General features: G+C 68.9%; 13 protein-coding genes and 2 pseudogenes. 8 read left to right on the top strand and 7 right to left on the bottom strand.

Annotated features, from left to right (window positions below):
- Positions 1 to 72: 72 nt before the first annotated feature.
- The gene (locus BUS84_RS02460) at positions 73 to 1,143 is read right to left on the bottom strand and encodes a substrate-binding domain-containing protein (RefSeq protein ID WP_244298338.1); all 1,071 of its coding nucleotides are present in this window, start codon (positions 1,141 to 1,143) and stop codon (positions 73 to 75) included.
- Positions 1,144 to 1,575: 432 nt separating this feature from the next.
- Between BUS84_RS02460 and BUS84_RS02455 the strand changes: the two genes are divergently transcribed.
- The 3 genes from BUS84_RS02455 to BUS84_RS02445 all read left to right on the top strand — a co-directional run bounded on the left by BUS84_RS02455 (position 1,576) and on the right by BUS84_RS02445 (position 4,282).
- Positions 1,576 to 2,775, top strand: a complete 1,200-nt coding sequence (locus BUS84_RS02455; RefSeq protein ID WP_280175088.1) for an ROK family transcriptional regulator — start codon at positions 1,576 to 1,578, stop codon at positions 2,773 to 2,775.
- A gap of 602 nt (positions 2,776 to 3,377) precedes the next feature.
- Positions 3,378 to 3,701, top strand: a complete 324-nt coding sequence (locus BUS84_RS02450) for a carboxymuconolactone decarboxylase family protein (protein ID WP_084757410.1) — start codon at positions 3,378 to 3,380, stop codon at positions 3,699 to 3,701.
- Positions 3,701 to 4,282 carry a carboxymuconolactone decarboxylase family protein gene (locus BUS84_RS02445; RefSeq protein ID WP_074308384.1) on the top strand — a complete coding sequence of 194 codons (582 nt, stop codon included), beginning with the start codon at positions 3,701 to 3,703 and terminating at the stop codon, positions 4,280 to 4,282. The genes BUS84_RS02450 and BUS84_RS02445 overlap by 1 nt, the downstream gene beginning before the upstream one ends.
- Here BUS84_RS02445 and BUS84_RS37130 read toward each other — a convergent pair.
- Positions 4,263 to 4,583, bottom strand: coding sequence for a hypothetical protein (locus tag BUS84_RS37130; protein WP_143728170.1), 321 nt, complete (start codon positions 4,581 to 4,583; stop codon positions 4,263 to 4,265). The genes BUS84_RS02445 and BUS84_RS37130 overlap by 20 nt on opposite strands.
- A gap of 348 nt (positions 4,584 to 4,931) precedes the next feature.
- Between BUS84_RS37130 and BUS84_RS02435 the strand changes: the two genes are divergently transcribed.
- From BUS84_RS02435 to BUS84_RS41075, 4 genes and pseudogenes are all read left to right on the top strand, one after another.
- A complete protein-coding gene (locus tag BUS84_RS02435) occupies positions 4,932 to 5,387 on the top strand; it encodes a hypothetical protein (RefSeq protein ID WP_208869498.1) in 456 nt (151 codons plus the stop codon).
- 205 nt (positions 5,388 to 5,592) lie between these two features.
- Positions 5,593 to 5,892 carry a hypothetical protein gene (locus BUS84_RS02430; RefSeq protein ID WP_074308378.1) on the top strand — a complete coding sequence of 100 codons (300 nt, stop codon included), beginning with the start codon at positions 5,593 to 5,595 and terminating at the stop codon, positions 5,890 to 5,892.
- A gap of 505 nt (positions 5,893 to 6,397) precedes the next feature.
- The gene (locus BUS84_RS02425) at positions 6,398 to 7,324 is read left to right on the top strand and encodes a sigma-70 family RNA polymerase sigma factor (RefSeq protein ID WP_074308376.1); all 927 of its coding nucleotides are present in this window, start codon (positions 6,398 to 6,400) and stop codon (positions 7,322 to 7,324) included.
- 358 nt (positions 7,325 to 7,682) lie between these two features.
- Positions 7,683 to 7,805 (top strand): annotated as a pseudogene (locus BUS84_RS41075) (FAD-dependent monooxygenase); the annotation flags it as partial.
- Between the two features lie 111 nt (positions 7,806 to 7,916).
- On the opposite strand, the pseudogene BUS84_RS40525 reads toward BUS84_RS41075, so the two are convergent.
- From BUS84_RS40525 to BUS84_RS02395, 5 genes and pseudogenes are all read right to left on the bottom strand, one after another.
- Positions 7,917 to 8,279: pseudogene (locus BUS84_RS40525) on the bottom strand (helix-turn-helix domain-containing protein); the annotation flags it as partial.
- A 67-nt stretch (positions 8,280 to 8,346) separates the two neighbouring features.
- Entirely contained in the window at positions 8,347 to 8,550 is a 204-nt protein-coding gene (locus BUS84_RS02410; protein ID WP_074308370.1) for an anti-sigma factor, read from the bottom strand.
- A complete protein-coding gene (locus BUS84_RS02405) occupies positions 8,540 to 8,770 on the bottom strand; it encodes a hypothetical protein (RefSeq protein ID WP_074308368.1) in 231 nt (76 codons plus the stop codon). Before BUS84_RS02405 ends, BUS84_RS02410 begins: the two co-directional genes overlap by 11 nt.
- A gap of 625 nt (positions 8,771 to 9,395) precedes the next feature.
- On the bottom strand, positions 9,396 to 10,940 hold the full coding sequence (locus BUS84_RS02400; RefSeq protein ID WP_159450958.1) for a PQQ-dependent sugar dehydrogenase: 1,545 nt from the start codon (positions 10,938 to 10,940) through the stop codon (positions 9,396 to 9,398).
- Between the two features lie 403 nt (positions 10,941 to 11,343).
- On the bottom strand, positions 11,344 to 11,838 hold the full coding sequence (locus BUS84_RS02395; protein WP_208869497.1) for a hypothetical protein: 495 nt from the start codon (positions 11,836 to 11,838) through the stop codon (positions 11,344 to 11,346).
- A 267-nt stretch (positions 11,839 to 12,105) separates the two neighbouring features.
- Here BUS84_RS02395 and BUS84_RS02390 point away from each other — a divergent pair, with 267 nt between their 5' ends.
- Positions 12,106 to 13,509: an alkaline phosphatase PhoX gene (locus BUS84_RS02390; RefSeq protein ID WP_074308364.1), complete on the top strand. Its 1,404-nt coding sequence runs from the start codon at positions 12,106 to 12,108 to the stop codon at positions 13,507 to 13,509.
- The last annotated feature ends 486 nt before the right edge of the window (positions 13,510 to 13,995 follow it).

The following is a 13,995-nucleotide window of genomic DNA, read 5'->3' as shown; positions in this document are numbered from 1 at the left end:
CCGTGTCGCGTGGCCGGGGTGAGGTCCGAGGCCTCTTCCCAGAAAAGGCCCCGGACCTCGCGTTACCTGCCGTCAGTTGCCGCGCACCTCGGCCGGCGGCTCCTGGCCGTAGTCGTCGCGCCAGGCCTCGGCGATGTTCTCCTTGGTGGCGGCCATCGGCGATCCGACGACCAGCTCCGGAGCCTTCTTGCCGATCAGCCCGTAGGCGGCGACGATGCCCAGGTTCTGGCCGAGCCGGGTGGAGCCGTTGGCGACGACGCCAGCGATGTTTCCGCCCTTGACCATGTCGGCGGCGAGGTTCGCCTCCAGGTCATTGGTGACGATCTTGACGTCGGTACGCCCCTGCTGCCGGGTTGCGGCGAGCACGCCCTCGGCGGCGGTGGCCCAGGCGACGTAGACGCCGTTGAGGTCGGAGTGGCGGGTCAGCATCGCGGTGGCGATGTCCTCGGTCCGCGCCGGGTCGGAGAAGCCCGTCTCCTCGACGATCTTGATGTCCGGGTAGAGGTAGCCCAGCCAGTCCTTGAACGCCTTGTCGCGCTGGTTGGTGAACCAGAAGTCGGCGTCGTGGTAGATGTAGCCGACCTTGCCCTTGCCTCCGAGCGCCTTGCCGAGCATCTCCGCATTGGCTTTGCCGAACGCGGTCAGGTCGGCGGTGACGATCCCGACGATCTGCTCCCCGGCCTTGTAGTCCTTCGGCGGTGTGGTCATCACGACCAGCTTGACGCCGGCGTCCACGGCGGGCTTGAAGGCCGCGGCCGCCGCGGTGGGATCGACCGCGATGGTGACGATCAGGTCGGGCTTGAGCGCCAGGACGGTCTGCACGTTGTTGGCCTGCCGGGCCGCGTCGAACTCGGCGCTGGTGCTGGCCAGCACCTTGATGCCGAGCTGGTCGAACTCCTTGCGGACCCCGGACTCCACCGCCTTGGTCAGCGCGGAACCCTCGTGCCAGACGAAGGCGGCCGAGTAGTTGCCGTCCTTGACCTTCTGCTGCTCCTCGGGGGTCAGCGAAAGCTGGTCGGCGGCGGTCGGCGTCTCCCCGCCGGGGCCGACGAACGACAAACTCGGTTCGGTGCGGGGGCCGCTCGACGCGCCGCCACCGTCGCTGGACGTCTCGTTCGAGCAGGCGCTGACCAGGAGCGCCAAGGCACATATTGCGCCCAGGGCGGCCCCACGTCTACGGGTGAGTTTCATAGCTCTTCCCTCCACAGCAACGGGTCCCGGAACCGGTGGCTCCGGACTGACACGGGGTTCCGGCGCGACCGGCACGGCACGTGACAGGGACCCGTGCCGTCACCCCGGGCTCCGGTGCGTACCGGTGAGGCGGCGGCCTCCATTTCCGTTCAGGCTGAAAGTATTAACGTGGTCGTCATGCTCGTCAAGGGGGTTGGTCGGAGATTCCGTCCAATCGCTTCGACCCAAAAGATCCATATGTTGCGGGCAGCGGGCCGGGCGGCGGTGGCACGGTCGGTGCGGGGCGAACGGCCAGCGGCAGCCGCGACTCGCCGAGCCGGCACGGGATCGGGTATTGCCCAAGTAGCGGCGCGGCCTTAGCATTCGGACGGAAAAGAAAGCGGGGTGGACGTGGAAGCCCGAGCACCTCGGCGCGCGAACCGGTCGACCGTGCTGGCCCACGTCCTGACACACGGCCCGGTGACCCGCACGGCCATCGGCCAGGAGACCGACCTCTCCCCCGCCACTGTCTCGCGCATCGTCGAACAGCTCCTTGACGAGGGGCTGCTGACCGAGACCGATGGCGCCCCGACCGCTACCCGGGGCCGACGGGCGACCCGGGTGGCGATCGCCGCCGGACGGGGCGTGGTCTGCGGGGTCGACGTTGGCGGTTCCAACGTCCGCTTGGTGGTGGCCGACCTCGCCGCCACGCCGCTGGTCGGCCGGACCGTCCCCACTCCGGCCGGCTACGACGCCCCTCGGCTGGCTCAGTGGCTGGCCGACCTGATCCGGCAGACCGTCGGGGACAACCTGGACCGGCTCGACTGCGTGGCGGTTGGGCTACCCGGCGCCGTCCGGCAGCACGACCGCACCGTATCCAACGCGCCGAACCTTCCTCAGGTGGAGGACCCGGAGTTCCTCCGGCTGCTGGAGAAGCGGCTGGCGACCGGGGTCGAGGTGGACAACGACTCCAACTACGCGCTCCTCGGCGAGCTACGCTTCGGCGCCGCCCGCGACGCGCAGACCGCGGTGATGTTCACCATCGGGGCTGGCCTCGGCGCCGGCGTCGCCATCGAACGGCGGCTGTTCCGGGGTCGCAGCGGCCTGGTCGGCGAGTTCGGGCACCTGCCGGCCGGTCCGCTGGGAGTCGCACTCGAACAGATCATCACCGGGCCCGGCATCCTCGCCCGCGCCCGAGACCTCGGCCTACCGTTCGACAACCCGGCCGACGTGTTCCACTCCAAAGACTCCCGACTGGTGCCGGTCAAGCAGTACGTCGAGCAGGCGCTGCTGATCATCCTCACCGCGGCGGTGGTCGCCTACGAACCCGAGGTGATCGTCCTTGGCGGCGGCATCTCCCACGCGCTCAAACCCGACCTCGGCCGGCTGGGCGGCCGGTTGCGGGAGATCGTGCCCGCCGCTGCGGCGGTCGTACACAGCGCGGAGCTTGGGGACCTCTCCGGTGCGTTGGGTGCCGTGGTGGCGGCGTTGCACACCGCGTACGGGCGACTCGGGCTCGCCGAACTCGACCTCGCCCACGTACCCCAGTCGGACGCCCTCGCCCGCTCCGACCTGCCCGCGTTGTCCGCCAAGGTGATCGCGTAGTCCGTCAGTAGCCCACCGCCATGAGGCCTCTGTGGGACAGCCGGCCGGCGGACGCGGTCACGGACCAAGCGGGTCCCGGAATCCACGCTGGACGGCTAGAGCACCGACCACGTCGGCTACGACAAGCACGGTTCGGCCGGTTCGTCGCCAGCGGCTCCTGGACGACGGCCACCACCCACACCGGTTAACGACGTGACAGCGGACGGTCAATCGGATCCATAAGCCGTACGCAGAGGTCGCCGTCCGGCTCGGCTTCGGCATCGATCGCGGCATGAGAGTGCATCTCGGCGGCGGCCGTATTCCTGTCGTCGGGACGCCTGGTGGTCGATATGGTCAACAGGTGCCCGATGCGATCTTTGCCGATCTTCGCGCTGTGGCCCCGGCGGCTTGGATCCGCCTTCTACTAGCCAGACGATCGGCGGACGAGCGCTTGAGACGGCCGCCAGGAGAATGTTTGCCCGACTGTCGCCTGGCCTTCGGGCACATCTGAGCGGCAGGTGTAGTCTGGCGGATTTCTTCGGCCGCGTCTCGTGTTCGGCGGCGCGCCGATCGTCATATACATGAGGACAGATAGCCGAGCTGCAGAGAAGGTGGAGGGCGCCGTGCCGGACGACATGACGCGAGCAGCGCACCGAGCGCTGGTGGATCGCATCCTGAACGGAGAGGGCAGGGCAGCCGCGCAGCAGCGAGCCCATGCCTTCGGCAACGACGGCCTGTCCCCGCCGTTGGACACGCTGATCAGCAAGGTCGCCACGAGGCCCGCGCAAGTCACCGAGGCGGACTTCGCCGCAGCAAAGGCGTTGGGCCTCAGCGAGGACCAGCTTTTCGAGCTGGTGATATGCGCTGCGGTCGGCCAGTCCGCCCGGCTCTATGAAGCGGGACTGGCGGCCCTGGCCGAAGCAACCGTCAACGGAGAGGCCGGATAATGCGACTTGACATCCTCAACCGCGGCTACAGCCCCGCAACCAAGGTGCTCTTCGCGCTCATCCGTCTGTTCTCCGGGCACCCGGTACCGGACGCCGCGAAGCTGGTCTTCTACCGGCCCGATTTCTACGGCGCCCGGGCGAAGGAGTTCACCCACGAGGCGATGCGCGGCCCGTCTGACTGGTCGGTGGGCGACCGGGAGCTGATGGCGGCCTACGTGTCCAAGGTGAACGAGTCCGCGTTCTGCGTCGGCGCGCACACCGCGACCGCAAGTCAGGCGTACCAGGACGGGCTGCGGGTCGCGGCGGTGCTGGCCGACCTGGAATCGGCCCCCGTCGAGGAGCCGCTGCGGGCAACGCTGCGGATGCTGGGCAAGCTGACCGCCGAAGGAAAGGTGAGCGCCGGGGACATGCGGGAAGTGCTGTCCGCCGGCGTCTCACCCCGGCAGGTCGAGGACGCGCTGGCGGTCTGCGTCGCGTTCAACACGACCGACCGGCTTGCCGACGCCTTCGGCTTCGAGGTGCTCAGCCCCGAGGGCTTCCAGGCAGGAGCCAAGTACCTGCTCAAGCGCGGTTACCGATAGCGCGTGCAGCGCCCGCCGCAGCGGCGCCTTTGCCGGGCCACGGCGGCCCGGCCGTCCAGGGACGCGGCCGGGTGTGCTCGCCCTTGGCCTCGGCCAGATGGCGCAGCACACACCGCCAGGGCGGCCTGAGCCGCAGGGATCCTACGGCCGGGCAGGCCGCGGGCGAACGCGGTGACCAGCTGGGCCGCCTCACCGGTGCGCTGGCCGCGATCGGCGCAACGGTGCGGGGGCGGGAGACGATCTCGGCGGCCCACATCCAGATCTGCTTGCGCTGCACGATGGCGACGGCCTCGCTGGTCACCTCCAGAGCGTCTGCTGTCCGCCAGTCGGCCACATAGCGCCTGGCCAGCGCGGCGCCCGCACCTGGAGCGCCTGTCGCGCAGTGCGGCGCGCAGGATCGCCTCGACCTTCGCCGCGTTGATCGCCGGCTGGCGGCCCCGGGCCGGGCGCGCCCTGCCGAGCTTCGCCGCGCCATCCACCGGGGATAAGAGCTGGGCTGAGGTGGCAGCCCACACCCGGCGCTGTTGCGTTAAGGGATCGTCAAGATCACTTGTCGCAAGACTTCCTGCAAGATCGAGCTTGGGGCCCACATCTCGGGCTACAGGATCGGGACAAAAGGTGTCCTATTGGCTGCACTATCCAGCGACCGATGGCCGCCCTGCCGCCCGTCTGGAACCTCGTGACGGGAAGATCTGCAGCGCCGAGACGGCGCGATGGCTTAATGCAACAGCGCCGCCTGCTGCCATTCTCCGCGGCCGTCGTCTCCGCCCCGCGCAGCCGGCTTCACCACGGCGACTTCTTCGCCATGACCGCCGAACCCGGCGGCCTCGACCCACAGCGCCTGGGCCGACGGTTCCATGCAGTGCTGGTCGACATCGACCATAGCCCAAGCCACCGGCTGCATCCCAGCCATGCCGCGTTCTACACAGTGGACGGGTCGCGGCGGCTGGCTCACCACCTGCACCCGGGCGGCGTGTTCGGGCTTTGGTCCAACGACCCACCCGACGACACGTTCGGCGCCGCCCGGGCGCACGTCGTCACGTTCGACAACCCCCTGCAGCGTCGCAACTCCACCAATACGATCTATCTCGCCCAACGGCCGTAACTGTGGCCATGGGGCGGCCCATTGTCACAGGATTTGCCGGGCAATTCCGAGAGGTTACCGAGCTGGTGCCGGGCGACGTCGCGACTGCGACCCCACTTCGCTCCTTCGTCCGTCACATCTCGCCACCGCCGAGGCTCATAAGGAGTGAAACCACAGCCGGTCGATGCAACAAGGACCGCCCGGCGAAGCCAAAGGAGGTTGCCCGATGAAACTGATGATGGTTCGGGCCAAGATCAAGACGGACAGCATCGACGAGATCGAGGCGGCGGGAAGGAAGCTGTTCTCGGCGATAGATCGGGAGCAGCTCCAGGGCATCCGCTACGCCTCGTGCCGACTTCCCGACGGCGTGACCTACTTGAACCTCCTGGAGCTCGAGGACGGCATGGAGAATCCCCTCCCGGCACTGCCCGAGGCCAAAGAGTTCCAGGAGAAGCTGAAGAGCTGGCTGGCCGAACCGGCGACGTCGGAAGCGCTCACAGTCATCGGCTCGTACCGGCTCTTCTGAGCATGCACCACGTGCCGAGGGGTGGCCTTCGGGGCCAGCTCCCTCTCGTCGCTAGGCGACCGAGTAGATCGGCCTCGGTAAGCCTGGCCGTCTGCTGCTGGCCGACAGGGTGGCCGAGGACCCCTGACACTCGGACTGACGATCCTCACCTCGGCCGCCAGGCGCAGACCGCAGGTGCTGGAGCCGGGTGGCAGCGCGCCATGTCCGTCGTCCACCCGCTCACTCCAGAGCCGCACCCTCGATCCCGACACCCCGTCAGGGCGTCATGGGTGCTCGAACCTGCCGCCTATTGGACCCGCTGTGTTCTACCTCGCTTGTGCACGTCAAGCGCAAGCGAGCACTGCGGCCCCGTCGGAGTGTTGGTGCTAGGCCGGATTATCCGATCGTGGCGAGGAGGAGGCGGGCTGGGCTCTGCGGTTGATCTCGCACAACCCCGCTGCTTGTCACATTCGTGGTGTCTGAAGGTTCACCTCTTATGAACGCTGGCGACGGGATGGTGTGACCCATGGACGAGACCGAGTGGCTGGCCGAGCGCTTCGAGCAGCACCGCCCCCGGCTGCGGGCGGTGGCCTATCGGATGCTCGGTTCGCTTGCCGAGGCCGACGACGCCGTCCAGGACGCCTGGATACGGCTGAGCCGATCCGAGGCGGAACGGATCGACAACCTCGGCGGATGGCTGACCACCGTCGTGGCCCGAGAGTGCCTGCACATGCTGCGCTCCCGCCGACACCGCCGGGAGGATTCGTTCCCAGCGCACTCGCCCGACCCGGTCCTCATTCCTGACGGGGACCTCGACCCCGAGCAGGAGGCGTTGCTGGCCGACTCGGTGGGCCTGGCCCTGCTCGTCGTGCTCGACCGTCTCACGCCGGCCGAGCGGTTGGCGTTCGTGCTCCACGACATGTTCGAGGTGCCCTTCGAGGAGATCGCCGGCATGGTGGGCCGCACCCCCGCCGCCGCGCGACAGCTCGCCAGCCGAGCACGGCGCCGCGTAATCGGCGCCGAGATCCCGCAGCCCGACCCGGATCTGGCGCGCCAGCGGCAGGTTGTCGACGCCTTCTTCACGGCGGCGCGGGCCGGCGACTTCGACGCCCTCGTCGAGGTCCTCGCCCCCGACGTCGTACTGCGTGCCGACGTCGGCTCCGGCCGGCCGCCAACTGTCATCCGCGGCGTGCCGGCCGTGGCCAAACTGGCCCGCGCCCCGCGCGGCGCCCAGCTGCACCCCGCGCTGGTCAACGGCACAGTCGGAACGGTGATCACCGTTAACGGGCGGCCGTCCGCCATCCTGGCCTTCACCGTCGTCAACGACAAGATCGTCGCGATCGACGGCATCCGCGATCCCGGCCGCGTCCGCCGAGTCGCGGCCACCGTCCTGCGGCCAGACGTAGTTGTCGCGACTGCGACGCGATGCGGTAGCGGCGACGGAATTGTGTGATCGATGTGTGATCGACGGTTCCGGTACGGGGTGACACGGCTATGCACCGCTATCGCGGTTCACCTTGCGGGGCGGCAGCAGGAGGCGACCTCGAACGGGACCGTCCGCCATGGGACGACCCACTTCGGACCGCGGCCAAGGCTTGCGAACATGGCCCGCGAGCGCTCAGGCGGACGGACCGACCCTGCTTGCGCTGGAAGACGAGCAGCTCGCTGGTCTCGTATTGAGGCCCGTCGTCGAGTAAGGGCAGCACTGCCTCGATGCTAGCGAAGCCCGCTTCGAGGACCTCCTCGCTCATGTGCTCGAAGAGCGAGACGGCACGCAGCTTCAACTTCTCGAAGTCCTCGGCCAGGTTCGGATGCCGAGGGGCCGCAGCGACGTCGAGGTTGACGTGCTGGTCGTCGGATGCGGACCGGTTGGTGGAGTGTTGGCGGCGCTTCTCGGTGTCCACGGAACCGGTGTGGTGGTGGTCGACCAGAACCACGAGCCCTATCCGAGGCCGCGTGCTGCCACTCTCGACCGCGAGGTGATGCGGATCCTCGGCTGGGTGCCGGGCTTGGCCATCGGGACGTGGACAGTGGGGGTGCGACGGTCGCGGGTGGTCGGGCCGCCAGCGGTGCAGCGCGGCCTTGATCGGCCTGGTCTCCAGCCGGGTGACGGTGCGTTCCGCGTAGCGGCCGCCACGTCGTCGGCGACCCGGTCAAAGACGGGCGTACACCTCGGAGGGGTCCAGGCCGCGGCGTCCGAGCCCGACCAGCTTGAAGCGGCGCTCGCGCACCTGCCAGGGCAGCAGGCTGGTGTGCGCTGTGGAGCGGTAGGTCACTCCGCTCCACCGGACCGGTCGCTGGTTGCGTGAGGCGCGCTCGATGCGCCAGATCCTCCGCCGGCTGTATTCGAGGGCCTCGGCGGCGGCGCCCAGGGTCATGCCGGACTCGGTGCGAAACTGGCGCAGCAGCCGGCCGAGCTGCCGACGCGGACACCGACCGCGAGCCCGACCCCGACGCCCGTCGCCATCCCGTCGTTCAGGGGTCCCATCGGGGGCACAACTCAGGCGGCGTTGCTCTGTGCAGCAGGCCGGGCAGCGGCGCGAGGAGGATGAGTTCCTCCAGGCACATCGGGCACTGCCGCAGGTGGGTTTCGAGTTCCTGCCGTTCGAGCGGGCCGAGGGCGCCGATGAGCAGCGAGGCGACCGAGGTCGTGAACGGGCACGGCGGCTCAGCTGTCATGGTGGGCTCCGCGTTGCCGATCGAGCCAGCCCGGCCAGAGCCGCTGGGCGACCTGTAGCGGCAGGCGGCCACCGAGGTGCATGGCTCGGGCCACGCCGCGGTAGCCGGGCGGGAGGCCGGCAGCGATGACGATGTGTCCGATGAGGACCGGCGTGATGAGGTACGTGGCCCAGCGGTGCACCCGCTGCAGCCAGACGAACCAGGGGCCACCGGTGACCACGAGCTTCCTACCTGCGGATATTGATGGTGGGCGATACTGGGACCGAACCAGTGACCTCTTCGGTGTGAAGCAGGACGCCGCACCGGCTCTGACCTGCGAAAACGAGGACCCGCAGGTCGTGGTGGGTGCAGTTGGATGCCGTTCAGTGCCGTTGAGCGCTGTTTAACGCCGTTCAGTGCACCCGGTTGCTCCCAACCTGCTCCCCAATTTCGGCCCGCGAGACCGGCGGCGGTCGATCGGCTGACACGGCCAACTCGACCGGGGCGGGGTAAGAGAGCTGCTGGACCCGACCCGACCACGGTGTGACATCGAGAAGCGCGCCCTTGTCCGGCTGGTCGAGGCAGCGCAGGGTATGCCCGACGGGACCCGGGCGATGGGGTCACCAGGTCGAGCGGTGACGTCTCTTGGTCGAACGCCTAGTTGATGCCTGCTCGACGTTGCAGCCAGTTCGGATCGGGTTCCGGTTGCGAGGGGCGCTGTCGCCGAGTCGTCTGGCTCCGAGGTCCGGGCCGCGTCGATGTCGGCGCCCCGAGATGGGCTGACCACTTCGATGGTCGGCACCGCCGCTTCGCGGGTGACCCGCCCGTCCGACATGCCGGGCGGGCGGGTCTCCGGGTCAGACTCGTCAGCGGCGGTAGACCGTGTAGACCGCGCCGTTAGTCAGCGAGAGAACGGACAGGTTCCCGTCCGGGGCGGTCTCGATGTCCGTGACGACCCCGAAGTCACGGCCGATCAGAAGGCTCTCGCTCTCGGTGATCTCGTGCTTGGCGAGGTTGTCCGCCACCCGGTCGTTCAGTCGTGGGTCGTCGACGGCGATCTTCTGGCCGTTGCCGGTCAGGTTGAAGTGGAACAGGTAGCCGCCGTTGAGGGCGGGCGTCGCGGCGCCCATGAACAGGTCACCCTTGAACTGCGCCCCGAGCGCTCGGCTGTTGAGGAAGCCCATCCCGCCGGGTGCGACCTCCCACTTCCAGCTGAACTCGGGATCGCTGTAGTGCGCCCCGGGGAGCATGTACAGCCTGCCGAGCGCTTGTTGCGTGCTGTCGGCGATGTTGCTCGGCGGCCAGCGCAGTTGCTGAAGGTTCTGCCCGCCGAACGTCGTCTCGATCTCCTTGAACTGGGCGACGCGCTGCACCGGTCCTGCGATCTGGATCCAGCCGCCGTTCATGCCCGGCTCCAGCCGGTTGATCTCGCTGAAGCTGTCGTCGCCGTTCTCCTGCATCCACACGTTGCCGGTGTCGGGGTCGACGGCCATGCCGAAGCCGTTGCGGTGACCGTAGGAGAAGATCTTCTGTAAGGTGGCGCCGACCTCGCCGCCCATGGCGGCGCCGGGACCGTAGAAGGGGTTGTCGGTGGGTGTGGTGCCGTCGTCGTTGAGGCGCAGGACGACGCCGCTGAGGTGGGCGTTGTCTGTTTGCGGGCCGCCGAACTGGTCGTCGGGCACGGTCGGTCCGGGGCAGACGGCGGTGGGGCCGCAGGTGAGGTTTTGCAGGTGGCCACGCCGGCCGAGGTCGCCGGTGAAGGTGTACAGCTTCCCGTCGCGGCCGAAGTCGATCACTCCGCCGTTGTGGTTGGCGCGTGCGGGCTGGCCGGCGTCCTCCTGACGGGCTCGGATGCGGATCAGGTTGCGGTCGAAGGTGAGTGTGCTGCCGTTCCATAGGAACCGGTCGACCCGGTTACCGAGCAGTGGGGTTTCGCTGAGGACGGTGGTGTCCGCGCCGGTCGTGCTCTCCGTCCAGTACAGGTAGACCCCGGGGTTCGCGGGGAAGTTGGGGTGTAGGGCGATCCCGAGCAGGCCTCGCTCGGAGCCGGAGTTGACGGCGAGGTCCAGTGGCGTGCTGGCGACGGCTCCGTTGACGACGCGTTGGATCCGCCCGGTCGTCTTCTCGAGCACGAACATGTCGTTGTCGCCGATGAATGCCAGGCCGGTGGGGCTGGTCAACCCCGTTGCGGCAGTCCGCACGGCCAGCTTCGGGTCGAGCATTGTCGGGCCGCCCTCGGCGTGGGCTGGGGCGCCGATGGCGGTCATGGACAGGGCTGATGCGGCCAGGGCCAGCATCACGGTGGCGGCTCGGGTTCGGCGGCGGGCGGGTGTTACGCCGTTGGGTGATCCATTCGGCACTTGCAGGGTCTTGCGGCGTGGGACGACGGTACGGCGAGGTCGTGCGTGCATGCCAAGCTCCCTCTTGCCCGAGTGGTGGCGAGTGTTCTGCGGGCGGCGGGGGCCGGGGTGCCATCCGACTGCCGCCGCTTGGCGCGGTTGTGTTGTGGTGCTCCCCCTTCCGTTCAATCCGGGCGCGGCCGACGGCCGGGGGGCCGTTGCGTCCGGGCGAGTCTGCTGGTGGCTACCGGGTCTCCCGCCGTGGAGACCCGGCATGGCCTGAGGTCGACAGCCCGCAGAACGATCGTCGGGGAAGGCGCGCCGGGACCTCGGGTCTCACTGGTAGGCACGCACCCCTGGTACACCCGGTTCACCTTCGATCGAAGAAATTCGACGGAGGCAGGGCAGGGCAACGAAGAGGCCCCTGGCCAGCGGTCATGCCGGACAGGGGCCCCTTTGAGGCGATCAGCCTACGTCAGCCGTCGGACTCCGCCGACGGGATGTAGGCGCCCGGCACGTCCTCCGTTGCGAAGATCTTGTCCTCGCCGGGGTACGGCTTCGTCCACTCGTGCGTCTCGTACCACGTGAAGTGGTTCATCTGCGCGGGGTTCGCGAAGTCCGGCTTGGCGTCGGGCCCGGTCAGCCGCTGCTGCGACTTCCAGTCCTCCCACTTCGTCGCGACCTCCTGCTTGTCCGCCGGCACAATCGCCGACGGCGCGGCTGCGGCGTTGGGGTTCTGCGGAGCCGGGGTGTCCAGGACGCAGGCAGGCGGGGTCTTCAGACCCGCGGTCAGCGAGGTCCGGTTGGGCAGCGCGGTGAACGGCGTGAGGTCCGCGTTCTGGGTGAACGCCGTGGCCGGGGTGACGATCCGGTGCGCACGCAGTGCGCGGGGCAGCAACCGCGTCAGCGCGGACAGCACGGCGGCGGCTGAACAGCCGCCGCCCGCTTGTAGGGTCGGGAACGTCGACATGGCTGCGGACCCACCGAATGTCGATGTCTGCCTCGCCGCGTAGGCGGCAGTACCCGCCGCCTGACGGCCCTCGCCCTCATCAGCATCGTGAATGCCGCGTCGCCGAGAGGAGGCCACGGTGCCTTCCGCGTGGAGCCGCGACGCGGCATCCGACCTGGGAGTTTGCCGCGTGTTCGCGCAAATGTCTACCGCCACCTGCGAGGCATTCGCACCGGAGGACTTGAGTCGGGTCGTACGTATGGATCTTCAGCGGAAGGACGTTCTCCCTTGACCTCCTCCATCTCCCGTCGCAACCTGCTGCGCTCCGGCGCGGCGGGTGGCCTCGGCATCGTCTTCGCCGGCAGTATCGAGGCGATCGCCGGTTCCGGTGCCGCCCAGGCCGCCCGCGGGTCGGTCGGCTACGGCGCCCTCGTTCCGGACGCGGCCAAGCTGCTCTCCCTCCCGCCCGGCTTCTCCTACAAAATCGTCGCCCAGGCCGGGGTGACGCTGCTCGAATCGGGCGAGCCGACCCCGAGCGACGCCGACGGCACCGGCTTCTTCCGCAGCCAGAACGGCGGCGTCCTGGTCAACAACCACGAGATCGGCGGCGACGAGCCCTACGGCGTGCCAGCCCTGCCGGGCCTGACCTACGACCCGGGTGCGCGCGGCGGCACCACCAACATCGAGGTGGACTCCGACGGCAACCGGGTCCGCGAGTACGTCAGCGTGGCTGGCACGGTGCAGAACTGCGCCGGTGGTATTACCCCCTGGGGCACCTGGTTGACCTGCGAGGAGACCGAGCAGCGTGCCGGCGGGGCGTTCCAGAAGGACCACGGGTACGTCTTCGAGGTCGACGCGTTCGATCGCGAGGCCAACAAGAACCCGGTGCCGCTGAAGTTCCTCGGCCGGTTCGCGCACGAGGCCGTCGCGGTCGACCCGGACACCCACGCGATCTACGAGACCGAGGACGCGGGCGGCCCGAACGGGCTGTACTTCCGCTGGACCCCGCCGGCCGGCTTCCGCGGTGGCAAGGGCGCGCTGCGGGCGCTCGCGCTCAGCCTGGGCGGCGACACCGCCGGTACATTGCAGGCGATGAACTGCTTCAAGGGCAGCAAGCACATCGCCGATCTGGCCGAGGCTACCCAGCCGGGCACCCGGTACAACGTGACGTGGGTCGAGGTGCCCGACCGCAACGGGACAGCCGTTTCGGTGCGCAAGCAGTTCACCGACGACCAGGTCACCCGGAGCCACAAGCTTGAGGGCGCCTGGTGGTCTGACGGTGGGGCCTACTTCGTCGCCAGCTTCGCCCGGCACGACGACGGCAGCGTGAACGAGCACGACGGGCAGGTGTGGTTCTACGACCCGAAGTCGGAGACGATCACGCTGAAGACCATCTTCGGCGTGAACCCGGACCCGGACCAGGACACCAACTACGATGGTCCGGACAACATCACCGTCTCCCCGTACGGTGGGGTGATCCTGGCCGAGGACGGCGAGGGTCTCTCGCACCTGGTCGGCGTCACCGACGAGGGCAAGGCCTACCCGATCGGCCGCAACGAGCTCAACACGAGCGAGTTCACCGGCCCGACGTTCAGCGAGGACGGCAAGATCCTCTACGCCAACATCCAGACCCCTGGCTACGTGTTCGCCATCACCGGGCCGTGGGGTCAGCCGAGCAACGCCGAGCAGTGATCACCGCATGACAGCATGGTGCCGCCCCGCTCGGCAGACCGGGGCGGCACCGCGCCAGCCGGCGGGCCTGAGATCAACCCACACGTACCGGCGGGTCAGAAATCGCCGTCGGCGACGTCGCCCGCGAAGCGCAAGCCACCATCGCTGAGGCCTTCGGGCCCGCCGAAGAGGTCTCCAACCAGAAGTGCCTGGTCAGGGCGTTGCCCGTGGGATCAGCGTCCCGGATAACGGCACACCGGCGCGCTCCATGAAGGCCAACCGCAACCGCGTTTGTCTATGCCTACCCGAGGTGCTGCGGCGGAGTTCGACGGTCCGAGATGTCGGACGGCGCTAGCCGTCTTGGGAGCAGCGACAGGTGACCACTTCGGACGTCACTGGGAGGTCAAGCGCCCCGGAGCGCGGCGTCGTTGCTGCTCAGCAGCTTCACTGCGATACGGCCGGGTGAGCTCTTCGATCGGGTGACCACTTCGCTGGTCTGCACCCAAT

The sequence above is a fragment of the Micromonospora cremea genome, from assembly GCF_900143515.1.
In the GTDB taxonomy this organism is placed as follows: domain Bacteria; phylum Actinomycetota; class Actinomycetes; order Mycobacteriales; family Micromonosporaceae; genus Micromonospora; species Micromonospora cremea.
Note: the sequence above shows the minus strand (reverse complement) of the source record. Positions and strands in the feature narration are given on the sequence as shown.